Genomic DNA, 25,267 nt, shown 5'->3' on the forward strand with positions numbered 1-25,267 from the left:
TTCAATGTACCAATTGGTACATCAACTTCCGACCGCCTTGCGATAGCGAGCGTCGACCACCCCCCAGTCGATGTTGTGCATGAAGGCATCGACATATTTGGCCGCCGCCGCGCCGTAATCAATCGCAAAGGCATGTTCGTACATGTCCAGCGCCAACAGCGGCGTGCCGGTCACCGGCCCGTTGGTATGATCCCATGCCCAGTAATTATGCAGCGACTTCGTATATTGGTTCCACGCCAGAATGCACCAGCCCGACCCTCCGGCAAGCGCCATGGCGGTGCGGCGAAATTCGGCCTCCCAGTTCTCGAAACTGCCGTGACTTTTGGCCAGAGCCTCGCGGATCGCGCCCTTGGCGATGCCCTCGCCGCCCAATTGCTCGAAATAGAGTTCATGCAGGATGACCGAACCGGTACGGTGCAATTCCTCGCGCTTGAGGTCGCCATAGATGACCGGGGGCAGATCCTTGTCCGCCATCGCAGCGGCAAGGCGACCCTCGACCATATTGAGCGCTTTGACCGAGCCTTGGTAATTGTTTTCCCAATGCGACCGGATCAGTTTTTCCGACAGCCCGGTCAATTTGGTGGCGTCAAAACCCAGCGGCTTGGGCGCATGACCCCCGGCAAAAGCGGGAGCCGGGGCGGCGCTCTGCGCGCTGGCCTCGATGGGCGCGGCGGCGGCGGCCATGCCCAGCGCAAGGCTGCCCAGAGCGTTACGGCGTGAGATGTCAGTCATGGTCATCCTCCTCTTATGAGATTTGCGAGAGCAGCCAGCCACCAGCAGCGGCGGCGGCCAGAACGGAGATCACATTCCATTTACGCCCAATCACCGCCCATGCCGATAAGGCAGCAATCAGCCCCGCGCGCCAGTCGAAACTGGCCAGAACGGGCAGGTTGAAGCCCGGCCAGACCGGGCGCAGCTCATGAAACAGCACTTGCAGCGCGAACCATGCCGAGAGATTGGCGATCACGCCGACAATCGCCGAGGTCACCAGCGCCAGCGCACCTTTGAGCAATTGGGCGCGCTCCAATCGCTCGATCCACGGGGCCAGCGCAAAGACCCAGAGAAAACAGGGCGCGAAAGTCACCCATGTCGTCAGCCCCGCCCCCAGCAACCCGGCCACCAGCGGCGTGAAAGGCGCAGGACTGCGGAGCGCCGCCAGATAGCCGACGAATTGCGTGACCATAATCAGCGGCCCCGGCGTCGTTTCGGCCAGCCCCAGCCCATCGGCCATTTCGGCGGCGGTCAGCCAGTGCTGCGCCGAAACCGCCTGCTGCGCCATATAGGCCAGCACCGCATAGGCCCCGCCAAAGGTGACGACCGCCAGCTTGGAGAAGAACACCCCCACCCGCCACAGCACATGATCGCGCCCCAGCAGAGCGAAAACCGCCACCATCGGCGCGGCCCATGCCAGCGCGCCGATCAGCACGGCGCGCGCACTGTAGCCCCACGGGCGCGGCGTATCGGGGGCCGATCCCGCCTCGCCCTTCAGGCCGAGCAGCGCCGGGCGCCAGCGCGCCGTAATCCAGCCGATCACCCCCGCCCCGATCACCACCAGCGGGAAAGGCGCGTTGAACAGAAACAGAGCAAGGAAGGACAAAACCGCCGCAATCTTGCGAAACGGTGTCCCCAGCGCACGGCCGGCCAGACGCAGCACCGCCTGCACCACAATCGCCAGCACCGCCGCCTTGATGCCCAGAAACAGCGCGGCAAACCACACCAGATGCGCCGCCGCGCCATAGAGCATCGAAAGCCCCAGAATAACCAGCGCGCCAGGAATGACAAACAGCAACCCCGCCGCCAGCCCGCCACGAACGCCGTGCAGCTTCCACCCGATCCAGATCGCCAATTGCTGCGCCTCCGGTCCCGGCAACAGGTGGCAGAAGTTAAGCGCGTGGAGATATTGGTCCTCGGTGATCCAGCCGCGTTCCTCGACCAGTTCGCGGTGCATCAACGCGATTTGCCCCGCGGGGCCGCCAAAACTGAGGCAGCCGATGCGCGCCGAAACGCGCAGCAATTCGAGGAAATCGGGATGTTGAGAAGAGGCCGTCATCTTGCGTCCAATACCTTTCCGCCCGCAAAGGCAGGCAGGATAAGGCAACACTTGGGCTGACGCCTGACCGGGAGGTTGCTTTATCCCGATAGGGACAGCATTAATCGCGCCGCGCGATCATCGCAACAGCTTTGACGCAGAAAAACAAACAGGAGAGGTCGATGATGAAGGCATATGCTTTGGCGATGGCGGCCGGTTTGATGGCATGGGGCGCCCCGGCGATGGCGGAAACGCCCGCCTATCAGACCATCCATCTCGAACAGGAAGTCGCGCGTCCCGCTGCGCAGGTCTGGGCGCGGATCGGCAAGTTTTGTGATATTGGCGAATGGCTCCATGCGCCCTGTCGACTGGTCGCGGGCAAGGATGGCGAGGTGGGCGCGGTGCGCGATCTGAACAATGGCCGGGTGATCGAGGTCATCGTCGGGCGGACCGACCTGTCCTATACTTATGCGATGCCCGACGGCATGGTCGAAGGGCAAAGCTTTTATCACGGGAATCTGGCGGTGGTGCCACTGTCGAAATCGACCTCGCGCATCGTCTATTCGATCCTTTACGTGGACAAGGGCGCTGGAGATGAAGCGGGCCGGAACGAGCGGCGCGAAAAGCGGGTGCAGCGTTTTGGCGAGGCGCTCAAGACTATGAAGGCGTTGAGCGAAGCCAGTCGCGATAAGTGATTGCGGCCAAACGGATGCTGGCGTAGCGCTGCGCGCGCAACATGCGAAAAGGCCGAGCGTATGACCGATGGGCTGCTGGATCTGGCAAAGATGGACGAGGCGGCGCTCTATCGCCATTTCGGCACTTCGGCAGAGGGGCTGACAGAGCAGGCAGCGCAGGAAAAATTGCACATCACCGGCCCCAACCGGATTGCCGATGATGTCCGCCTCTCGGTCCTGCGCGAAATCCTGCGCCGGTTGATCACCCCGCTCAACGGGCTGCTGCTGGGGCTGGCGGTGACGTCATGGGCACTTTCGGATTATCGCTCGGCCATTGTCATTGCCATCATGGTGCTGCTCAGCGTGGGGCTGGGCTATGTTCAGGAGCATCGCTCCAGCATGGCCGCCGCACGTTTGAAGCGCATGGTGCAGGTTCACGCCAGCGTGAAGCGCGCCACACCCGATTTTGTCGAAATGCCGCTCGAAGTGCTGGTACCGGGCGATATTGTGCGCCTGTCGGCGGGCGATCTGATCCCGGCGGACCTGCGTTTGCTCAGCGCGCATGACCTGCATGTCAACGAAAGCTCGCTGACCGGCGAAGCGATGCCGGTGGAAAAGCGCGCCGTGCCTGATGCGGATGCGGCGGCCCCCTTCGATGCGCCCAACCTGTGCTTCATGGGCTCCAGCGTGGTCAGCGGCTTTGCCGAAGGGATCATTCTGAAGACCGGTCGCGCCACCTATTTTGGCGAAGTGGCCAAACAGATCGTGGGCGCCGACACCACCAGCAGTTTCGACCGCGGGCTGAACCAGTTTGTCGGACTGATGCTGCGCTTTATGCTGGTGCTGGTGCCTTTGGTGTTCATCATCAATGGCGTGACCAAGCATAACTGGCTGGAAGCGCTATTCTTTGCGGTCGCGGTGGCGGTCGGGCTGGCGCCCGAAATGTTGCCGATGGTGGTGACGATGAATCTGGCGCGCGGGGCGATTGCCATGTCGCGCAAACGGGCCATCGTGAAACGGTTGAACGCGATCCAGAATTTCGGCGCGATGGATGTGCTTTGCACCGACAAGACCGGCACGCTGACCCAGGACCGGGTGGTGCTCAAACTCCATCTGGACGTCGAAGGCCGCGATAATCGCGATGTGCTGGCCTATGCCTGGCTCAACAGCCGGTTTGAAAGCGGCCTGCGCAATCTGATGGACGAGGCGATCCTCGAACATGGCGGCCACGAGGAACATCCGATCTCGGCGGGCAATTATGCCAAGCTGGACGAATTGCCCTTCGATTTCATGCGCCGCCGCGTTTCGGTGGTACTTCAGCCCCCAGGCGACGAGGCGCTGCTGATATGCAAGGGGGCCGTCGAGGAGATGCTGGCCGCCTGCACCCAGTTTCGTAAGGATGGCCAGGTGCTGCCCTTTGCCGGGCCTCAAGCCGAGGCTATCCATGCCGTGGCCAACGGGCTGAACCGCGATGGATTCCGCGTGCTGGCCATCGCCTGCCGCACCATGCCCGCTCTGGCCGAAGGGCAATATTCCGTGGATGATGAGCGCGATCTGATGCTGATCGGTTTTGTCGCTTTCCTTGATCCGCCCAAGGAAACCGCAGGCCCGGCCATTGCCGATCTGCAAAAGGCGGGCATCACGGTCAAGGTGCTGACGGGCGACAATGATCTGGTCACGGCCAAGATCTGCCGCGATGTTGGTCTTGATGTCGGCCAATTGCTGCTGGGCCGCCAGATTGAAGCGATGAGCGATGCCGAACTGGCGGCCCAAGCCGAGGTCACACAGGTCTTTGCCAAGGTTTCGCCCACGCAAAAGGCGCGGATCATCGCCGCGCTTCAGGCTAATGGCCATGTCGTGGGCTTTCTGGGCGACGGAATCAACGATGGGCCCGCGCTCAAGGTGGCCGATGTGGGCATCTCGGTCGATACGGCGGTCGATATTGCCAAGGAATCGGCCGACATCATCCTGCTGGAAAAGAGCCTTGCCGTGCTGGGCGATGGCGTGACCGAGGGGCGGCGGGTCTTTGCCAATATCATCAAATACATCCGCATGGGCGCAAGTTCGAATTTCGGCAATATGTTCAGTGTCTTGGGCGCCTCGATCCTGCTGCCCTTCCTGCCCATGGCGCCCTTGCAGGTGCTGACCAACAATCTGCTCTATGACTTTTCGCAGACCACCATTCCCACCGACAATGTCGATCCGGAATATCTGACCACGCCGCGCCGGTGGGAAATCGGCAATATCGCGCGCTTCATGCTGTTCATCGGGCCGATGAGTTCGATCTTCGACTATGCCACCTATTTCACCATGCTTTTCGTGTTTAACGCATGGCATGATCCCGCGCTGTTTCAGACCGGTTGGTTCGTTGAATCCCTGCTGACCCAGACGCTGATTATCCATATCATCCGCACCGCGCGCATTCCCTTCCTGCAAAGCCGGGCCAGCAATGCGCTGATCGCCACCACGCTGATTATCTGCGCGATCGGCGTGGCGCTGCCCTTCTCGCCGCTGGGTGCCGCGCTGGGGTTCAAGCCGCTGCCCACGCTCTACTGGCCCATCCTGGCTGGTTTCCTGCTGGCCTATGGCGTGCTGACCCATATCGTAAAGGTCTGGTTCTTCCGCCGCTGGGGCGGTTAGTACGCGCACGGAATATCAGAAATACTTGAGGGTTTTGCGTTTGTAACAGCGGAATGTAACCGTTAAACCTTGCTCTTATTGCCAATGGAGTGGGGTCTTTGTCCAAGTTTGATGCGTCGTGTGAAGGAGAGGCAAGCGACGATACCGCCCTGCTGGACGCCGAGGTAACCCGCCTGCTCGAGGAAAGCGGGCTGGGCCGTTCGCCCACGCTGGAGCGGCTTTTGCGCTTTCTCCACCAGCGCGCGAGAGAGAACCAGCCGCCCAAGGAAATCGAGATCGCCGATGCCGTGTTCGACCGGGGCGATGCCGATATGGCCAGCGACGCCTCGGTGCGCGTGCATATCCACCGTTTGCGGCGCAAGCTGGACAATTATTACGCCGGCCCCGCGCAGGATCGCCCATGGCGGCTGCATCTGCCCAAGGGCAGCTATCTGCTTGGCATTATTCCGCTGACCGAGGAGGAGGCCCCGCCGCCCGCAGTTGAACCGCCGCCCATCGCTGCGCCCCGGCCCGGCCGCATCCTGCCCGCACTGATGGCGGCGGCGGCATTGGTGGCGGGGTTGGCCGGGGGCTATTGGTATGGCGGCATCACGCCCCTCTCACGGATGCGCGACACGCCATTCTGGCACCCGATCACCCAAAGCGACTTGCCCGCCACGATCATCCTTGGCGACTACTACATCTTTGGCGAACGCACCCCGGACGGCACGGTCGATCGCATGGTCCGCGAATTTTCGGTCAATTCGGCGCAGGATCTGCAAGGCTTCAAGGATATGGGCGGCGATCCGCAAGGCCGCTATGTCGATCTGGGGCTGACCTATCTGCCGGTCGGCATCGGCCCGGCGATCCGCGCGATTTCGCCCATTCTGGCAGGCGACAAGGCTGCGCTGCAGGTCGAGCCCATCTCGCAGATGGACGCGCAGGCGCCCAAGAATCCGCTGGTCTATCTGGGCTATATCAGCGGCCTTGGCGCGTTGCGTACGCCGGTGTTTCAAGGCTCGCGCTTTACCGTGGGCGACAGCTATGACGAGCTGATCGACCGGGTCAGCGGCATGCATTACATGGGCAGCAGCCATCTGGAGGAAACCAACGAGCCTGGGCAGGATTACGCGCTGATCGCCTCGTTCCGGGCGTTCAACGGCAATCGGGTGATCGCGATCGCGGGCACGCGCGACGCCGCACTGATGGCCGCGGCCGAATTTGTCGCGCGGCCCACCACGCTGGCCCAGCTCGATACGATCGCGGCCCATGATCAGTCTTTCGAGGCGCTGGTAGCGATCCCCTCGCTCAAGAATGTCGGGCTGGATGCGCGCCTGCTGGGCGCATGGCCGCGCAAGGATCCGACATGGGCCACCCAGCGCCCGGACAAGTTTCCCGACGCGCTTTCGGCCAAACCATAGGGCATTCGGGGTGAATGTAACGTCCTGTAACGTCTAACCAACGGTAATGAACTTGCGCCCGCCCTCTGGCTGGCGATGGTGCGGGTGTTCCCCCGCATCGGCCTGTCATACCCCGCCGCCAACGGCGAAGCGGCGATTTGGCCTATCAAGATTTGAGTATGAAACCATGACTTTGCGCCCCCCGGCCCGCGCCGCCAACACCTGGGCCTCATCGCGCCTTCTCCTGCCGGCAAGTGTCTGCATGATGGGCATCGCGGGCAAGGCATCTGCCGAGGATCAACGCACCATCATCGTCACCGCATCCCGTAGCGAGATGATCGGCAAGGCCGAAACCGCCAGTCAGGGCTCGATAAGCCAGCAAGAGGTTGCCCTGCGCCCGATCTATCGCGCCGCGCAATTGTTCGAGAGCATTCCCGGCCTTGTCGTCACCACCCATTCGGGCGAGGGCAAGGCGCCCTATTATCTGATCCGCGGCTATGCGCTGGACCATGGCACCGATTTTGCCAATTTCATCGACGACATGCCGGTCAATCGCGGCACCAATGCCCATGGTCAGGGTTATTCAGATCTGGGCTTTCTTATCCCCCAAACCGTGGCCGGTATCGATTATACGAAAGGCCCCTATTACGCGGGCGTGGGTGATTTCGGCTCGGTGGCTTCCGCGCGGACGCGGCTGCTCAACGAAGCCCCCGCGCAAATGGCCGTAACCGTTGGTACCGACGGCTATGAGGAAGTGCAGGGCATGGCCACGCTGCGCCTTGCCAAGGACAAGCGGTTGCTCGGCGCGTTTCAGCTCAGCCACTATGACGGACCTTGGCAGCCGGGACAGAATTTCCGCAAGCTCAATACCATGCTGCGCTACAGCCAAGGCACCGCCAGAGACAGCTTCACCCTGACCGCCATGGCCTATGCCAGCGAGGGGCGGCTGACCACTGACCAGCCCCAGCGCGCGGTCGAAGCGGGAATCATCAGCCCCTATGGCACGCTGGACCCCAGCGATTACAGCCGCTCGCAACGTTACAGCCTGTCGGGCCATATCGAAAAACCCATCGGGCCGGGACAATTCTCCGCCAGCCTCTATGCGATCCGTTCCACCATGACGCTGTGGAACAATTTTACCCACTACCTCTATGATCCCATCAACGGCGACCAGCAGGCCCAGCATGAGGCGCGCACCGTGCTGGGCGGGCGCGCCAGCTATACGCTCAAGGCCCAAGTGCTGGGGCTGGACACCGAAACCGTGTGGGGCACGCAGCTTCGCCACGATACCGCGACGGTGGACCGTCGCCATACGAAGAACCGCGACACGATCCTGTCCAACTGCTTTCAGGATCAGGAGGACGGCAGCACACTGGAATATGCCGCCGTCAACGGCAATTGCAACGCCGACCGGGTGCATATTCTGATGCTCTCGCCCTTTATGCAGACCACGCTGCGCTGGACCAGTTGGCTGCGCACGATGGGCGGCGTGCGGCTGGATTACATGCGGGCCGATGATGTCAGCTATGTCACCGGCACCAGCGGGCGCGGTCATCAATATCTGTGGCAACCCAAGGGTAGCCTGATCCTTGGCCCCTGGGCGAAAACCGAGTTCTATTTCAGTGCGGGCCGAGGTTTTCATTCCAATGACGTGCGCGGCGTGTTCGGCACGGTGCCAACCCAGGGCGTGCCTCTGGCCGTGGGGGGCACGCCGCTGCTCGCCTCGACCACGGGGATGGAGGTGGGGCTGCGCAGCAACATCATCCCGCGTCTCAGCCTGCAAATCGCCGCGTTCCAGCAGGATTTCGGGTCTGAACTGCGCTATAACGCCGACACCGGCCAGAACGAGGCAGGCGCCCCCAGCCGCCGTCAGGGCATCGAGATCTCTGCGCAATATCGCCCCGTCCACTGGCTGGAGCTGAACAGCGATCTGGCCTTTGCGCGGCCGCGCTATCGCGGAGCCAATCTGGCGGCCTTTGGCATTGCACAGCCCTATATCGCCGACGCGCCCAATTTCACCTATTCGGCGGGCGCGCTGATCAATGGGCTGGGGCCATGGTCGGGATCGCTGCAATGGCGGCGGCTGGGCACGCATTCACTGGCCGATGGACAGCTCGATCCGCGCGATGGGGGATATAGCGAGTGGAACATCGACGTGACCTATGCGCTGGCGGGCGGATGGAAGGCGCAGGTCAGCCTGTTCAACATCTTTAACAGCCGCAGCGATTCAGCCACCTATTACTACACCTCGCGCCTGCAGGGAGAACCCGCCGAGGGCATCGAAGGCTATCACGCCCATCCGCTTGAGCCGCGCTCGGCTCGGTTTACCATCCGCAAGGAATTTTGAGGCGCCTCCCCCAAAAAGTCAGAAAAGGATCGAGAAAATGGCAGACTGGAAACTGTTGGGAATGGCCGCGCTGGTGCCGCTGGCCGTGTTGACGCAGGGGGCAGTCAAGCCTGCGCCCAAGGGGCCGGTGGTTGTCTATAGCGAGATGCACGACCATGTCGCGGCCAAGGCGCAGGTGCTATGGGACATCACCAATGCCACGCTGGACGATGATGGTAACGCCTCGGCCAAGAAGATGAAGCCAGCAGACTGGATCAAGTTGAAAGCAGCGCTTACCGACCTGTCCGCCTCGCTGAACCGGCTGGGCAGGGCCAAGAATTTTGTGGTGCGCACGGCCAGCCAGAAGATCCTCGACGAGCAGACCCCCGGCGGTGCCAAACCGACCGACATTCAGCGCCATATCGACGCCAACCCCGCCGGTTTCCGCCAATATGCGACAGCCCTTGCGGGCCAGATCGACGGCATCGGCAAGGCCGCCGACCGCCGCGATCTCAAGACCGTTTATGAGGCGGCCAGCGAACTCGATGGCCAGTGCGAGACCTGCCACCAGACCTTCTGGTTCCCCAAAGACGCGCAGTAAGGACCAGCACCCGCCCCCCGGCAGGGAGGGCGGGTCTGAGGGCTATATCGTCGTCTTTTTCGTGCTCTTATTGGCCGCAGGCGGAACGAAGGCGGGCAGCGAATCCTCCCAACGGCTGTCGGTCAGCATTTCCTTGCCCGACCCGTCCGGGTTCATCGACCAGACCTGACCATAGGGCTGAAACGAATTATCATAGAGCGCGCCCTCGTCCTTGAAACCATATTCGCTGCTGCTCCACAGGATCTTGCTGCCGTCCCAGCTCCACACCGCATGGGCGTCGGAGGCTGGGAAGCTGGTGACGCGCAGCAGGCCGGTGCCGTCGGATTTGATGGTGAAGATGTCGAAATTGCCATCCTTCTGCTTGCGAGTGAACACGATGCGGCCCGCGCCCGGCCCGCTGGCGGCGGGCGACCATCCGGGCACGTTGTCCCAGTCATTGGTCAGCATGCGAACCTTGCGCGTGGCCAGATCCATGATCCGCAGCCCCTCGTCGCCCTTGACCCATGAACGATAGACCATCTGCTTGCCATCGGGCGAAACGCTGGCGAAACCGGTGTTCGATGTGGTCGAGGTCAGATCCTTCACCCCGGTGCCGTCGCGGTTGATCATCTTGACGTTCGCGACATTCTGATCGCGGGTGCGCCAATATCCGCCAAAGCTGAATACCAGCTTCTTGCTGTCGGGAAACCACGAGGGCGTCAGCGCCACGCCGATCATATCGCCGCACTGGCCCGAAGCGTTCTTGCCCGCCGCGCAATGGGTGGTGGACTGGAACACGAGGCGCTTGTCGCTGCCATCGGCCTTCATCACCACCAGCGATGTATCAACATCCTTGTTCGACAACGCCAGCGTGCCATCGCGGGCAAACATCGGGAATACGTCCGTATAGCGATATTCGAACTTGTCGTTCCAGCTGTAGAACGGCGTGTTCTGGGCCAGCGGCAGATTGTCGATCCGCTCATAGACGACCTGCCGCCCATCGCGGCTCCACGAAGGTTCGCGCAGGTTGGCCGGAAAGGGTTTGGCGCCGTCGGAATACATGATGCCGGTGACCTGGGCCGATTTGGTGCTGTAGGCAAAGCGGCCATCGGGCAGGAATTGCGGGTTGAGCTTCACCCCCGGCCCCGAGGTCAGTTCCTTGGCTTGCCCCGTTGCCACATCAATCGCCACGATTTGTGAGGTCGCCTTCATCGACAATTGATCGACCCGGCTCAGCCAGCTCAGTTCGACATCGCCCTGATAGGCGATGATCTGTTTGCCATCGGCCGACCATTTGGGCGATCCGGTGGTCACACCCTCGCCCGACAGACGCCGCAGGCCCGTGCCATCAGGATGGACGATATAGACCGACAGTTCCTGAAGATGCTCCCAGGCCGAGCCCTTGTCATGCGACTTCCACTCGGTGTTGCGGTCGCTGGAAAAGGCGATCCACTGGCCGTCGGGCGACCAGCTGGGGCGGTAGAAGCCATCGGGCTTGCCCGGATCGCCCTGAAGCGGCGCGGCGCCGGTCAGATCGCGCAATTGCCGCGTTTGCAGGTCCAGCACCCAGATATTGGCCCGATGTGATCCCCGGTCCGACATGAAGGCTACATAGCGATTGTCGGGCGACATGGCCGCCTGATCGTCCACCGCCGGATCGTCGGTCAGGCGCTCCAGCGCGCTGCCATCGGCGCGCGCGCGATAAATGTCGGATTGCCCGCGCCCGCCCCGTTCCGAGGTGAAGGTGATCCACTGGCCGTCATCGGAAAAGCGCGCGGCATAATCGAAACCATCTGCGGCGATCAGCCGATGCTCGCCGCTGCCGTCGGCATTGGCGACATAGAGCTGCGATTTGGTCGGCCCGATGCGGTTGAAGAGCAGGACATCCTTGGCCATCGCCGGGACCGATGCCCATAGGCCAGCCGAAAGGGCCAATCCCGAGATCCAATTGCCGTACCGCATTGCCAATCCTCCACGCTTTTTCGTCTTTCGGCGTGATCGCCTTGGAATCAGCAGCTAGGCGAGGAGGGCGGCATTTTTTTGATCCAGATCAAATCCAGCGCCGATCTGATCGCCGCGTGCGCCTAATCAATCGCGGGGAAATGGCGGCTTTTCAGCCAATCTGATCGATGATCGTTTCCATCACTACAAAGGTCGACGTGCTGGCCACATGGGGCAGGCTGGAGATCTTTTCGCCCAGGACCGCGCGATAGGCGGTGATGTCGGCTGTGCGCACCTTGAGCAGATAGTCGAAATGGCTGGCCAGCATGTGGCATTCCTCAACCTCCTCGACCTGCAAGACCGCGCGGCGGAAGGCTTCGAGCGCCTTTTCGCGCGTATCCGACAATTTGACCTCGGCAAAGGCGATATGGCCCATGCCCAGCCTGACCGGATCGATCACCGCGCGAAAGCCGCGGATATAGCCATCCTCGACCAGCCGTTTCAGCCGGATCTGACAAGGCGTCTTGGACAGGCCCACACGCCGCGACAATTCGGTGACGGACAGGCGCGCATCGACGCGCAATTCCTCGATCATCTTGCGGTCGATCTGGTCGATCGGGCTATTGTCCATCGCGGATCTCCATTATCGGCCTAAATCATGGCCCATCTTTATCCAATGCGCGCATCGTGATAGGCTCCTTTGGTCGAAACGCCTAGAAGCGATGCGATAGGCTTGCCCCGTCCTCCTACCGACGGAAATGCGCCGATGACCGATGCTCCCTTTGCCCATTTCGCTCCGCCTGCGGGCGCGGTTTCTCCCCTGCGCCGCGCGATCACGGATGCCACGCGTCGGGCCGAAGGCGAATGCCTTGCAGCCCTGATCGAAGCGGCCACCCCGCCCAAGGCGATGCATGGCGCAATTGCGCAAACCGCCTGCGCGCTGGTGCGCGCCCTTCGCGCCAAAGGGCAGCGCGGCGGGGTGGAAAGTCTGGTCAAGGAATATTCGCTCTCCAGCCAGGAGGGCGTAGCGCTGATGTGTCTGGCCGAGGCGCTGCTGCGTATTCCCGACAATGCCACGCGCGATGCGCTGATCCGCGACAAGATCGCGCGGGGGCAATGGCAGGCTCATCTGGGCGCGGGGCGCAAATTCTTCGTCAATGCCGCGACATGGGGGCTGATCGTCACCGGGCGGCTGGTGGGGGCCAACAGCGAGGCCTCGCTGGGCGCGGCGCTGACGCGACTGATCGCGCGGGCGGGCGAGCCGCTGATCCGGCGCGGGGTCGATCTGGCGATGGAACTGATGGGCGAACAATTCGTCGCCGGCGAGACCATTGAGGAAGCCATCAAACGCGCGCGCCGTCTGGAGGCACAGGGCTTTGCCTACAGCTATGACATGCTGGGCGAGGCGGCAAGCACGGCGGCGGATGCGGCGCGCTATATGCGCGATTATGAAAACGCCCTGCACGCCATCGGCAAGGCCGCCGCCGGACGCGGCCCCTATGCCGGGCCGGGCATCTCGATCAAGCTTTCCGCGCTCCACCCCCGCTATGCCCGCGCCCAGCAGGAGCGGGTGATGGGCGAACTTCTGCCCCGGGTCCGGGCGCTGGCCCTGCTGGCGCGCGCCTATGACATCGGCCTTAACATCGACGCCGAGGAAGCGGATCGGCTGGAAATCAGCCTCGACATTCTCGAAGCCCTCGCGCTCGATCCCGATCTGGCGGGGTGGCGCGGGCTGGGCTTTGTGGTGCAGGCCTATGGCAAGCGCTGCCCCTTTGTCATCGACTGGATCATCGATCTGGCGAGGCGGGCCAACAGGCGGATCATGGTGCGGCTGGTCAAGGGCGCCTATTGGGACAGCGAGATCAAGAAGGCGCAGGTCGATGGGCTGGCCGATTTCCCGGTCTTCACGCGCAAGGTCCACACCGATGTGTCCTATATCGCCTGCGTGCGGCGGTTGCTGGATGCACGCGATGCGGTGTTCCCCCAATTCGCCACCCATAATGCCCAGACTTTGGCCACGATCCACCATCTGGCCGGGCCGGATTTTTCTCCGGGCGATTGGGAGTTCCAATGCCTGCACGGCATGGGCGAGCCGCTGTATGAAGAGGTCGTGGGCACGGGCAAATTGAACCGGCCTTGCCGGATCTATGCGCCGGTGGGCACGCATGAGACCTTGCTTGCCTATCTGGTGCGGCGCCTGCTGGAAAATGGCGCCAATTCCTCCTTCGTCCACCGCATCTGGGAGGAAAGCCTGAGCCCGCAGGATCTGGCGCAGGCGCCCGCCGACGAGGCGCGCAAGATCGAGCCCTTCGGCTCGCCCCATCCCGTGGTGGCCCTGCCCGCGCATCTCTATGGGCAAAGACGCAATTCCTCCGGCCTCGATCTGGCCGGTGAAAGCGTGCTGGCCGCCCTCTGGCAGGATTTGCGGGCCAGCGCGGCACGGGAATGGCGGGCCGATCCGATGATCCCTTCGCTCTGCGTGATCCGCCCGCCGCAGGATGTGCGCAACCCGGCCGACCGACGCGACCTTGTCGGGCAGGTCAGCCCCACACTGGAGCGCGATGTGCCGCTCGCCTTTGCCAATGCACGGAGGGCGGCGCAGGGCTGGTGCGAGACGCCCACTCTGCAAAGAGCCGCGATGCTGGAGCGCGCCGCCGATCTGCTGGAGGAACAGATGGGCATCCTGATCGGCCTCATCATCCGCGAGGCGGGGAAATCGGCGGCCAATGCTGTGGCGGAAATCCGCGAGGCAGTTGATTTTCTGCGCTATTATGCCGATCAGGCTCGCAAGATCCTAAACGATACCCATGCCCCTATCGGCCCTGTGGTCTGCATCTCGCCATGGAATTTCCCGCTGGCAATCTTCGTCGGGCAAATCGCCGCCGCGCTGGCCGCGGGCAATCCGGTGCTGGCCAAACCGGCCGAGGAGACCCCGCTGATCGCAGCGCAGGCGGTGCAGATCCTGCATCGGGCGGGCGTGCCGGTGGGGGTGCTGCAATTGCTGACCGGGGCGGGCGAGATCGGCGCGGCGCTGGTGGCGCACCCTGATGTGGCGGGCGTGCTGTTCACCGGATCGACGCAGGTGGCCAAGCTGATCCAGCGCGAACTGGCGCGCCATGATGGGCCTCCCATCCCCCTCGTCGCGGAAACCGGCGGGCTCAATGCGATGATCGTCGATTCCTCGGCGCTGGCCGAACAGGTGACCGGCGATGTGCTGTCCTCGGCCTTTGACAGCGCGGGGCAGCGCTGCTCGGCGCTGCGCATCCTGTGCCTTCAGGAGGATATTGCCGACCGGCAACTGGCAATGCTGAAGGGCGCGCTGGGCGAATTGCGGATCGGCAACCCGGATCGCCTCTCCTCCGACATCGGCCCGGTCATCACCGAGGAAGCGCGCGAGGCCATCGCCGCCCATATCGAGCGCCTGCGCACATCAGGATGCCCCGTCTGGCAGGCCCCGCTGAGCAAGGAAACCGGCCATGGCAGCTTCATCCCGCCCACCATCATCGAGATCGACAATATCGCACAAATCGGCGGCGAGGTGTTCGGCCCGGTGCTGCATATCCTGCGCTATGCCCGCAAGGATCTGGGCGCGGTGGTCGAAGCGATCAACGCCACCGGCTATGGCCTGACCTTTGGCCTGCACACGCGGCTGGACGAAACCATCGCCGAGGTGACCGGGGAAATCGCGGCGGGCAATATCTATGTCAACCGCAACACGATCGGCGCGGTGGTGGGGGTGCAGCCCTTTGGCGGGCGCGGCCTGTCGGGTACGGGGCCCAAGGCGGGCGGGCCGCTTTATCTGGGGAGGCTGGTGCGCGCGAGGCCCCTACTCGACCTGGCCTCCGACCTTGCCACCGAAATGCCGGGGCCGGTGGGCGAGCGTAATCTCTACCGGCTCCATCCGCGCGGACGCTTGCTGGCGGCGGCGCACAGCCATGAGGGCATCGAAGCACAGATCGCGGCAGCAGGCGCGGCAGGCAATCGAGTGGACATCCTCTGGCTGGGCGAAGGGCTTGGCCCGACCGGTACGATAGAAGCCCTGCCCGCGATCAATCCCTATGGCGCGGTGCTGATCGAACCGGGCCCTCGCGCCCATGAACTGATGCAGCAGATCGCGGCGATGGAAGGCCCGATCCCGTTGACCCAGCAGGCCGATGAGCAGGGGCATTATCGCCTCGACTGGCTGATCGAGGAACAGACCATTTCGATCAACACCACAGCGGCGGGGGGCAACGCAAGCCTGATGGCGGCGGTTTGAGGTTAGGGGTGTGACGATCATCCTTTCCCCGCGCGATTTGCGGGCGCATAGAGGAAACCCTCGCAGGCCCGGAGAATGGAAGCCATGGAAATCGCCCTGAAAACCTATCGCATTCCCGAGGGCAAGGCGGTGGACCTGAAAAAGCGCAAGACTCATGTCAGGCCCGTCTATGAATCAAAGACCGATTACGAAGCGATTCTGGCCGACCATGTCACCCGCCTCTCCGATCTGCAACAGCGCCACTATGCCGCCAATGCCCATGGCCTGCTGATCATCTTTCAGGCGATGGATGCGGCGGGCAAGGATGGAGTGATCCGCCATGTCATGTCGGGCGTGGGGCCGCAGGGGTGCGGAGTCTTTGCCTTCAAACGGCCCAGCGACACCGAACTGGAGCATGATTTCCTGTGGCGCGCGGTCGGCAAATTGCCGGGGCGCGGCGAGATCGCGATCTTCAACCGATCCTATTACGAAAGCGTTCTGGTGGTGAAGGTCCACGCCAAGAGCCTGCGCGACGAAATCGGCCCCGATGGCGCGCCGGGCGACGAGCTGTGGCATGAGCGCTATCGCTCGATCCGCGATTTCGAGCGGCATCTGCATGTCAACGGTACACGGATCGTCAAGATCTTCCTCCATGTCTCCAAGGAGGAGCAGCGCCAGCGCTTTCTGGCGCGCATTGAGGAGCCGCACAAGAACTGGAAGCTGACCCCGGCCGATATCGAGGAGCGCAAGTTCTGGAAAGACTATCGCCGCGCCTATGAGGCCTGCATCGAGGCGACCAGCACCAAGGAGGCACCGTGGTATGTCGTGCCCGCCGATGACAAGGAAAACGCCCGGCTGATCGTTTCTCAGATCGTGCTGGACGCGCTGGAGGGGCTGCGCCCGGAATATCCGGAAATCTCGCTGGAAAAGCGCGGGCAGTTGCAGGCGATCCGCGCGCAATTGCTGGCCGAGGGGGAATAGCCCCCCGGCCGGAGCAATCATCACAGGATCGCGGCAATCCCGGCGCGCGCGATCTGAACATCCTGTTCCGATTTGACGCCAGACACGCCCACCGCGCCGACGAAATCGCCATCGACCACAATCGGCACGCCACCTTCGAGCATCGCCTGCAAGGCCGGCGCCGTCAGCATCGAGACGCGGCCGTTGAGGATCAGATCCTCGTAAACCTTACTCTCGCGGCGGCCCATGATCGAAGTCACGGCCTTGGCAGGCGCCATATGCGCGGTACTGGCCGAGGCGCCGTCGAGGCGCAGCTGGCCCAGCAGATGGCCGCCATCATCCACCACCGCAATCGACACCGCCCAGCCGTTGGCAAGGGCTTCGGCCTCGGCGGCGGCAAGGATCGCCTTTACATCGGCGGTTTCAAGAGTGTGCTTGGTTTTCATGGGGGGAGTAGTCCGTTTCTGGTGTTGCGGCGGGGCGCTTACCACACCGCGCCCGAAGCACCAGAGACGAAAAGGGGCGCGGGATATTCTCCCGCGCCCATCATCCGATCAGAACTTTGCGCTCACCCTAGCATAGATCTGACGCCCGAAGGGGTCCGAGATCGAAGGCAGATAGCCGTTGAACTTGGCAAAACCGGGCGCCGTATCGAAAGCGTTGATCATGCCTGCGGTAAAGCTGAAGCGATCATCGGCGCCAAAGCTCTTGGTATATTGCACATCGAACACCGAGAAAGCCTTGATCCGGTCGGTGGGCGCGGCGCCAAGGTTCAGCCCGTAATCGTCCAGCACGCCGGACGTATAGCGCCATGTGATCGAGAGATCATGGGTGCCATAGGCGAAATCCGCGCCCGCCACGCTGCGCCAGCGGGGCGCGGCCGAGGCCGAACCGGGCGACTGGTTGAAGGCATTGCGATAGCCGATGCCGTCATAGACCACGCTGCCCGTGTCGATGTCATATTTGAGCAGATAGGTCACCGCATCGCGCAGTGTCACCTGAACAGGCCCAACGCTGAACCCATATTGCGCGGCAACGTCGATGCCCGAAGTCTTGGTGCCGCTGGTCGCGTTAAAGCTGGTGACGTTGATGGTCTGGGCCGAACCGGTCGTCGTGTCGCGGATCACCGCACTCGAGTTCGGATTGGCGCTGATGACGGCCTGCGCGCCCTGCGTCTGGATCTGGTTGTTATATTTGAACTGCCAGAAATCGACCGACAGGCGCATCTTGGGCACCGGCAGGAAGGTCGCGCCAAAGTTGAACACATCCGCCGTCTGGGGCTTCAGGTTCGGGTTGCCATAGGTGGCGATGGTGCGGAACGTGGTGGTGCCGTCCTTGGGGTCGGTGATATTGCCCACGCCGGTGCTGATCAGAGCATTCGAGCTGTTGGCAATCGCGGGGGCTTGAAACGCGCGGCTCATCGAACCGCGCAGCGAGATCTGGGGCATCACGCGCCAGTTGACCGCCAGCTTGGGCGCGGTGGAGCTGAAGCCGCCGTAATCCTCATAACGCGCCGCCGCATTGACGTTCAGCCCGTCGATCACCTCGTAATTGGCCTCGACAAAGGCGCTTTTCACATTGCGCGTATAGGAATAGTTGCGGGCCGGACCAATGAAACCGCCAAAGCCGGAAAGCAGCAGGTCTGAATAGATCCCGCGCGACTTTTCCTTGCGGGCCTGAACGCCCACGGCAACGTCAAGACTGTGTCCGTTGATCGTCACCAGCGAGCCGTTGGCCACCGCCTCGCCGACGAAATATTCGTTCTTATAGTCGGAAAATTCATCGGTTTGCAGGTTATAGAGCAGCGAGGCGTCCTGCTTGGCATTGTCCGACTGGAACGGGCTGTAATAGAGGCAATTGCCCACGCCCGCCGCCGCGCCAGAGCCTGCGCCGTTAAAGCGGATGTTGCAGTTGGGCCCGCCATAACCGTTCAGCGCGGCCTGAAACAGGTTCATGTCGGTGTCTTTGTCGCGGGCAATCGTATGGCTGCCCGAATAGGTGGCCGAAACGGCATATTTCCAGTCGTTGAACAGTTTGCCCCGCGCGCCAAGCACATAGTGCTGCTGATCCACGGTGTCGCGCATCACGCGGTACTGATAGGTTCCGGCAAAACCCTGCACACCAATCGCGCGACCAAGGAAGCCGATGGTCACGCCAAAGGGATTGTACGGATTGCTGGCGGGCATCAGCGGCGGGGTCGCGCCATTATGCGTCTGGGCATAGGAAGGCACGCCGTAACGGCTTGAATCCTGATGGTAATAGCTCAGTTCGGCATAGATCGTATGGCCGGGCGCGACCTCGAAAGTCGTGTCATTGTGGATGTTCAGGCTCTTGGACTGGGGCCGGATCGGGTTTTGCGCCTGATAGGAATAGGCGCAATTGCCAAGCCCGAAACTGGCGCCGCCGGTGGGCAGATAGAGGCTCGACGTGCCCGGCGCGCCGCAATTGGGGTCCACCACGGTCAGCGTGCCGTTGGCCGCCTTGTTCGCATCATAAAGCGCGGTGTAATTGTTGCCGTTGATGATGACATTGCCGCCGGTGCTGGTCTGCGGGCGGCCATAGAGGACAAAGCGGCCCGGATAGCCGGTGGTCGAGGCGTTGAAGAAATTGGTGACCGCACGGTCGCCGTTTTGCAGATTGTCCTGAAAACGATAGGAGGCCGAAAACACGCTGTGGATGCGGTCATTGCCAAGGCCGACCATCGCCTGAACATTCCACGCAGGGCTTTTGTCCATGCTGATATATTGCGCCGACATTTTGACGCCGGTGAATTTGGTGTTGGTGATCAGGTTGAACACGCCCGCCACCGCATCCGCGCCATAGGTGGACGAGGCGCCATCCAGCACCGTTTCCACCCGGTTGACAGCAATATCGGGCGTCAGCGAGTTCAAGTTGACATAGCCATCGCCTGCCTGCGGCGTCACGCGGCGGCCGTTGAGCAGCACCAGCGTCGCCCCCGACCCCAGCCCGCGCAGATTGGCCGAGCGCGTATCGCGCGTGTCCGCCCCGCCCTTTTGCAGATCCTGCATACCGCCCGTACTGCCGACATTCTGCGGGATAAAGCGCGTGAGGTCGCCGATCGAAGCCACGCCGGTCTTTTCCAGCGCCTTGCTGTCCACCGAAACGATGGGCGAGGCGCGATCCTCCTGCCGCACATTGCCGAGATAGGACCCGGTAACGATAATTTCCTGCGGCTTGGTTTCAGGCGCGCTTTGCGCCATCGCGGGCATGCCCGCCAATGCCAGGCCCGAAAGCCCGCCGAGCAAAAGCGCTCTTGTCGAAGAATTCATGATATCGCCCTCCCTGCACACCGCGCCGAGAGGGGCGAGAATGCAATCGGGCACGGGCCAGCGCGCCGAAAAGCAGCGCGATCCCATTCCTTTTGACAGCCTCTTGGTCCCTGATCCCCTTCGGCGGGGTTGTCCAATTTCTGCGGTTGAACATGGCGAAATTGGTTCAAGAACGGAAATATAATATTCTGATTGATTGATGCGTCTGGGTTATCAAATCCGGCAAAACCCCAAGAAAAAGGCCACCGCGCAAAGTCTGCGCGATGGCCCCATCCATCCCATCCGGCGAAAGGCTCAGTCGGTCAGCACCTTGCTCGCCTCTGCCTGCGCGATCAGCTTTTCCGCATCGGCCGACAGCAGCCATCCCGCCGCCTGCTGTCTCGCCACGGCCTTGCGCACGGCCGCCACAAAACCGGCGTGGTCGTGATAGCGCTCCTCCAGCGAGAGGCGCGGATCATGCTTGGCCAGCCTTTCCGCCTTGGTCCGGGCAAAGGGGATGAAGCCCCCGGCAAAGCCGCAACCCCCGCCCGCCTCATAGCCTACCGCCTTCACATTCCAGCCCAGATGGCTGCCCAGCGGCACCTGCAAGGCCACCGCCGGAACGCCGGAGGTCTCATTGCCGTCGGCGTTCACCCGCGGCACCCGCTGCGGCAAAGCGCCCAGCACGCGCGGAGGCTGCATGCCGATCACGCCGCTGGTGTCATAAGTTTTATAGCCCGGCCCAAAATCATAGTTGAGCAGCGAGTTGAGCTTGCCATCGGGCACCGGCGCGCCCGCAATTGCGGGCCACCCCATCGCCCGGGCATTGGCCGCCACCAGATCGCCGCCCTTCAGCGTGGGATAGCTGCTGGGCAGCGGCGCCTTGCCTTCGCGCACCCATGCCACCAGCATCATCTGCGCCGCGCGCAGGCTCTCCATCGAGGAGACCGCATTGCCCGGCAGCGCGCATCCCGGAGGGGTGGGATCGCCGCCCACCGGGAAACCGCCCGCATAGGATCCGCCATGGGTGGTGCCGGGGAAATAATAACGGCGCACCTCGGGCGGCAAAGGCAGATCGGCGCGCCCATCCGTCCCGATCAAACCGGGCGACATGCGCAGGCCCCAGAATTCGGCCGAACCGAAAGTCTCCGCCACCTTGGGGCAAGTGTCGCTGGCATGGCAGCGGTCGAGGAAACTCGACACGCCGCGCCCACGCGCCTTGTCATTATAGCGCGTCCACCACAACGTCCCCTCGCTGCCCGGCTCAAACAGGCCCGCTGCCCCGCCCGGCACGCCAAAGCGCAGGTTGAGCGGCACCTGACGCGCGGCAATATTGGGGTTCACCCCGTCAAACACCCGGCGCCCCGCCTCATCCGCGTTAAAGCCCAGATGAACGAAGGTGCGCACATAATTGCCCGACTGCGACGTGCCGCTGGCGATGGCATAGGCGATCTTGCCCGCCGGATTGGGGTGGCCCGCATCATCCTTGTCGGCATGGCGCAAGAAGGCGACCAGATCGCGCGTCGCGGCAAAGCCAAGGCCCAGCACCAGCGGGTCCTTGCCTTCATAGGCCAGCGTATAGGCGAATTTCGGATCAAACCCGCCGCGCAGACAAATCCGCGCCGGATCGGGCGTGCCGGGGAAAGGCGCCGTCCGGCAATCGGCAAAGGCCCAATCGGCAGGCTTGATCGTTTCCAGCGGCGCGCTGTCGCCCTTCAGCCGCATCAACCGCGCCTTGGTCGTATCCAGCGAGACCGGCAGCGGGCGCGGCGTGGGGCGGCCAATGCTGCCGGTGATCGCCAGGCTGGCGACGCCCGCAGGCATATCGACAAAACGCGCCAGCACCGGCCCGGTCAGCCCCTTTGCAACCGGCACGCGGGCGGTCTGCAATCCGGCATCCTCCGGCAAATCGCCCTGCCAGCCCGAAACCACGCGGACAAAGCCCATCGGATCGGGATCGCGCAGGATATTGCCGCGATTAGGCACATCATAAAACAGCGTATCGCTGCCCGCCAAAGGCCGCGTGATGGCAAAGGTGGCCGAATACTCGACCATACCGCGCGCATTGCGCGGGGCGGCGGCGATGTCGGTGATGATCGTGTTATGCGGATCGCCTGGCGAAACCTCGCCATAAAAACGCCCGCTGATCGTTTCATAGCCCGGCTTGTCGGGCGCGGTCTTTTCCACCTCGATCCGGGTCAGGCGCGCGTCGGCGCCATGGGACATAAACATCGTGGCGCCCAAAAGCGCATAACGCAGAGGCTTCATCATCGGATCACTCCGGCAAAAGGGAAAGATCGAGCAATTGCGCACCCAGCGTCTTGCCATGCGCGTCGAGCGAGAGGGAACGGGTGACGCCGCCCTGCAGCGCCCCCTCCAGCACCAGATTGACCGCCCCCAGCGCGGGCAATTCATAGCGCCGGATCGCGCGGGGCATCAGGCCAGGCAAATGCGCGGCCACACGCTCCGGCGTCACGGCGGCCAACAAGCGGGGATAATCCGCATCGCGCAGGGCAAAGATGGCGATTTGCGAAATATCGCCCTTGTCGCCCGTGCGCACATGGGCAATGTCGCGCAGAATTTCGGCCATATCAGGCAATCTCCAGATGGACGCGCGGCTGGACCAGTTCGCGCGCGATCAGCGTCGAGGCCACCGCCAGCACCTGACGCACCGATCGCGTAACGCCGCCCCCGCCCATCGGGCCGTTGGTGTAGAGCGCCTCGACCTCGGCCCCGATGGCATGGGCACTGTTGGCGCAAGACGCGCGCGCGGCGATGCGCACGCGCACCTCGGCCGGTTCGCCCCCGGCCCCGCGCCGATCCACCGCATCCATGCCGATCAAATCGCAACGCAATTCCTCGACCTGCGCCCCGATGATCTTCAGGCGTTCGCGGATAATCTCGATGGCCAGACGACCGCGTGCCGCCGCGCCGGGACCGGCATAGGAAATCTGCCCCTCACCCACATAGCCGTCGTGATAGGCGATGGAGACTTTGAGTTTGTCAGGCGCCGCGCGGCCCATGCCGCCCGATACGCGCACCCGGTCAGGGCCCGTCTGTTCAATCCGCACATGGCGGAAATCCGCGCTGACATCGGCCTGCAAATAGGCGGCGGGGTCGAGGATTTCATAGAGCAATTGCTCCTTGACCGTGGCCGTGTCGATCCGCCCCCCGCTACCTGCCAGCTTGCCCAGAACCGCGCCGCCATCGCGGGCCACATCGGCATAGGGAAAGCCCAGGCGGGCCAAATCAGGCACGTCCTTGACCCCCGGATCGGCGAAATAGCCGCCGCACACCTGCCCAGCGCATTCGAGCAGATGGCCGATCACCGTGCCCTGCCCCATCATCGCGTGATCGTCGAACGACCAGCCCAGTTCATGCGCCAGCGGCCCCAGAAACAGCGCCGGATCGCAGACCCGCCCGGTGATCACCGTATCGGCCCCCTGCTCCAGCGCCATGACGATGCCCTGCGCACCCAGATAGGCATTGGCCGAGACGATGGCACCGCCCAGATCGCGGCTGGTGCCGGGGCGGTCAATCAGCGGATAGTCGCCCGCCAGCACCAGATCGAGCACATCATCGCCCGTCACCGCCGCAGTGCGATAGCCGGATAGGCCAAGTTCTCGCGCAATTTCAGTTACTTTTCGCGCCGCGCCCAAAGTGTTGGCCGCGCCCATATTGGTCACGATCCGCACCCCGCGCGGCGCGGCCAGCGGCAGGGCGCGGCGCATCCGCGCTTCAAGCAAAGGGTCGAAACCGGCCTGAGGATCAGCTGCGCGCGCGGCCTGCGCCAGACCGATGGTGCGTTCGGCAAGGCATTCAAAGGCGAGGTAATCAAGATCCCCATGCTCGATCAGATCGAGCGCAGGTTCGATGCGATCCCCCGAAAATCCGGCGCCGGCGCCAATGCGCAAGGTCGAACGGGTCACAGGCTGAAAACTCCCAGAACAAGCGCGGCGACTGTCATCACCAGCGAGGCGGCAAACAGCCATGGAATGGCAAAGCGTTGATGCGCGGCCAGTTCGACCCCCGACAGGCCGGCAACAAGGAAGGTGGCAGGCGTCAGCGGGCTGACCGGGAAACCGGTGGTCATCTGGCCCAGCAGCGCGGCCTGCGCGACCTGCACCGGGGGCAGGCCGAAATGGCTGGCGACCTCGGCCAGCACGGGCAGGACGCCAAAATAGAAACTGTCGGGGTCGAAAATCAGGCTGAGCGGCATGGACAGCACCGCCACCACCGGGGGCAGATGCGGCCCCAGCGCGGCAGGCATATGGCCTGCGGCCGCGCTGGCGATGGCCTTTATCATCCCGCTTTCATTCATGATGCCGGTGAACACGCCCGCCGCCATCAGCACGCCCACCATTTGCAGTGCAGCGCCCGCGTGGGATTCGATCCGTTCGCGCTGGATCACGGGGGCGGGAAAGTTCAGCAGCAGCACCAGCGCCGTGCCGATCATGAAGACCACCACCGGCTCGACCTTGCCCGAAACCATCACCCCCACCACGATCAGCGCCAGCAGGGTGTTGATCCAGAAGAAGCGCGGCAAAGGCACCGGATCGACCGGGGCAGAAGCGCGCGCAGGCGTCAGGCCAAGGCGGCGCTCCTCGCGCAGGCCCAGCCACCATGCGACGGCAAAGACGAAGGCCAGCCCTGCCAGTTGCACCCCGATCATCGGCGTGAAAATCGTACTCACCGGCAGTTTCAGCGCCGATCCGGCGCGGATGGTCGGCCCGGTCCATGGGAGGAAATTGACCCCCGCCGCCATCGAGGCGGTGCAGGCCAGCACGCGCCGGTCCATGCCCAATTCGTCATACAGCGGCCGCAGCGCCGGAATGGTGATGAGGAAACACACCGCCCCCGAACCATCGAGATGGATCACCAGCGCCAGCAGGGCCGTGCCCACCGTGATCCGCTTAGGGTCTTTGCCCACCGCGCGCAGCACGCCCGAGACCAGCGGTTTTAGCACGCCCGCATCGCCCAGCAGGCCGAAGAACAGGATGGCAAAGACGAACATGCCCGCCACCGGCGCGATCCGCGTGATGCCCGCGATCATATAGGCGGGTATATGCACGCCCGCGCCAATCGCCAGAGCGCCCAGCACCGGCGCCAGAATCAGCGCGACCAGCGGCGAGACACGTTGCGACAGGATCGCGGCCAGCAGGCCCAGAATGGTGGCCGCAGCCACGGTTTCAAGCATGATCCTCTCGCCTTTGAATTATTTTGCCGCGCCAC

17 protein-coding genes are annotated in these 25,267 nt (G+C 63.2%); 7 read left to right on the forward strand and 10 right to left on the reverse strand.

All coding sequences use genetic code 11. The features are described 5' to 3' along the window. Nucleotides 1–21 precede the first annotated feature (21 nt). Both FHW96_RS18070 and chrA read right to left on the reverse strand, forming a co-directional pair. Complete coding sequence (locus FHW96_RS18070; RefSeq protein ID WP_253951047.1) at nucleotides 22–732, reverse strand: superoxide dismutase; 711 nt, start codon at nucleotides 730–732, stop codon at nucleotides 22–24. Between the two features lie 13 nt (nucleotides 733–745). Beyond that, on the reverse strand, nucleotides 746–2,050 hold the full coding sequence (gene chrA, locus FHW96_RS18075; RefSeq protein ID WP_172341969.1) for a chromate efflux transporter: 1,305 nt from the start codon (nucleotides 2,048–2,050) through the stop codon (nucleotides 746–748). Between the two features lie 161 nt (nucleotides 2,051–2,211). Between chrA and FHW96_RS18080 the strand changes: the two genes are divergently transcribed. The 5 genes from FHW96_RS18080 to FHW96_RS18100 all read left to right on the forward strand — a co-directional run bounded on the left by FHW96_RS18080 (nucleotide 2,212) and on the right by FHW96_RS18100 (nucleotide 9,649). Further along, nucleotides 2,212–2,724, forward strand: a complete 513-nt coding sequence (locus FHW96_RS18080) for an SRPBCC family protein (protein WP_172341970.1) — start codon at nucleotides 2,212–2,214, stop codon at nucleotides 2,722–2,724. 60 nt (nucleotides 2,725–2,784) lie between these two features. Then, entirely contained in the window at nucleotides 2,785–5,343 is a 2,559-nt protein-coding gene (gene mgtA / locus FHW96_RS18085) for a magnesium-translocating P-type ATPase (protein WP_172341971.1), read from the forward strand. 98 nt (nucleotides 5,344–5,441) lie between these two features. After that, nucleotides 5,442–6,743 (forward strand): helix-turn-helix domain-containing protein, encoded by a 1,302-nt coding sequence (locus FHW96_RS18090; protein WP_172341972.1) that lies wholly within the window; start codon nucleotides 5,442–5,444, stop codon nucleotides 6,741–6,743. 166 nt (nucleotides 6,744–6,909) lie between these two features. Beyond that, a complete protein-coding gene (locus FHW96_RS18095) occupies nucleotides 6,910–9,069 on the forward strand; it encodes a TonB-dependent receptor (protein WP_172341973.1) in 2,160 nt (719 codons plus the stop codon). Between the two features lie 37 nt (nucleotides 9,070–9,106). Further along, nucleotides 9,107–9,649, forward strand: coding sequence for a cytochrome c (locus FHW96_RS18100; RefSeq protein WP_172341974.1), 543 nt, complete (start codon nucleotides 9,107–9,109; stop codon nucleotides 9,647–9,649). 42 nt (nucleotides 9,650–9,691) lie between these two features. Here the strand turns inward: FHW96_RS18100 and FHW96_RS18105 are convergent, their stop codons facing one another. Next, nucleotides 9,692–11,524: a PD40 domain-containing protein gene (locus FHW96_RS18105; protein ID WP_172341975.1), complete on the reverse strand. Its 1,833-nt coding sequence runs from the start codon at nucleotides 11,522–11,524 to the stop codon at nucleotides 9,692–9,694. 217 nt (nucleotides 11,525–11,741) lie between these two features. Continuing rightward, nucleotides 11,742–12,200 (reverse strand): Lrp/AsnC family transcriptional regulator, encoded by a 459-nt coding sequence (locus FHW96_RS18110; protein WP_172341976.1) that lies wholly within the window; start codon nucleotides 12,198–12,200, stop codon nucleotides 11,742–11,744. A 135-nt stretch (nucleotides 12,201–12,335) separates the two neighbouring features. On the opposite strand from FHW96_RS18110, the gene putA reads away from it, so the two are divergent. Together putA and FHW96_RS18120 are read left to right on the forward strand one after the other, a co-directional pair. Continuing rightward, nucleotides 12,336–15,827 (forward strand): bifunctional proline dehydrogenase/L-glutamate gamma-semialdehyde dehydrogenase PutA, encoded by a 3,492-nt coding sequence (gene putA, locus FHW96_RS18115; protein ID WP_172341977.1) that lies wholly within the window; start codon nucleotides 12,336–12,338, stop codon nucleotides 15,825–15,827. A gap of 75 nt (nucleotides 15,828–15,902) precedes the next feature. Further along, nucleotides 15,903–16,787: an ADP-polyphosphate phosphotransferase gene (locus FHW96_RS18120; RefSeq protein ID WP_216650951.1), complete on the forward strand. Its 885-nt coding sequence runs from the start codon at nucleotides 15,903–15,905 to the stop codon at nucleotides 16,785–16,787. Between the two features lie 20 nt (nucleotides 16,788–16,807). Here the strand turns inward: FHW96_RS18120 and FHW96_RS18125 are convergent, their stop codons facing one another. The 6 genes from FHW96_RS18125 to FHW96_RS18150 all read right to left on the reverse strand — a co-directional run bounded on the left by FHW96_RS18125 (nucleotide 16,808) and on the right by FHW96_RS18150 (nucleotide 25,232). Continuing rightward, nucleotides 16,808–17,212 carry a heme-binding protein gene (locus FHW96_RS18125; RefSeq protein WP_172341978.1) on the reverse strand — a complete coding sequence of 135 codons (405 nt, stop codon included), beginning with the start codon at nucleotides 17,210–17,212 and terminating at the stop codon, nucleotides 16,808–16,810. A gap of 108 nt (nucleotides 17,213–17,320) precedes the next feature. Then, nucleotides 17,321–20,056 (reverse strand): TonB-dependent siderophore receptor, encoded by a 2,736-nt coding sequence (locus FHW96_RS18130; RefSeq protein ID WP_172341979.1) that lies wholly within the window; start codon nucleotides 20,054–20,056, stop codon nucleotides 17,321–17,323. Nucleotides 20,057–20,350: 294 nt separating this feature from the next. Beyond that, nucleotides 20,351–22,306 (reverse strand): alpha/beta hydrolase domain-containing protein, encoded by a 1,956-nt coding sequence (locus FHW96_RS18135; protein WP_172341980.1) that lies wholly within the window; start codon nucleotides 22,304–22,306, stop codon nucleotides 20,351–20,353. Between the two features lie 4 nt (nucleotides 22,307–22,310). After that, a complete protein-coding gene (locus FHW96_RS18140) occupies nucleotides 22,311–22,625 on the reverse strand; it encodes a hypothetical protein (RefSeq protein WP_172341981.1) in 315 nt (104 codons plus the stop codon). Nucleotide 22,626: 1 nt separating this feature from the next. Beyond that, nucleotides 22,627–23,964 carry an acyclic terpene utilization AtuA family protein gene (locus FHW96_RS18145; protein ID WP_216650952.1) on the reverse strand — a complete coding sequence of 446 codons (1,338 nt, stop codon included), beginning with the start codon at nucleotides 23,962–23,964 and terminating at the stop codon, nucleotides 22,627–22,629. Next, nucleotides 23,961–25,232 (reverse strand): CitMHS family transporter, encoded by a 1,272-nt coding sequence (locus FHW96_RS18150; RefSeq protein WP_172341983.1) that lies wholly within the window; start codon nucleotides 25,230–25,232, stop codon nucleotides 23,961–23,963. Before FHW96_RS18150 ends, FHW96_RS18145 begins: the two co-directional genes overlap by 4 nt. Between the last annotated feature and the right edge of the window lie 35 nt (nucleotides 25,233–25,267).

It is taken from the genome of Novosphingobium sp. SG751A (assembly GCF_013149295.1).
Taxonomy (GTDB): domain Bacteria; phylum Pseudomonadota; class Alphaproteobacteria; order Sphingomonadales; family Sphingomonadaceae; genus Novosphingobium.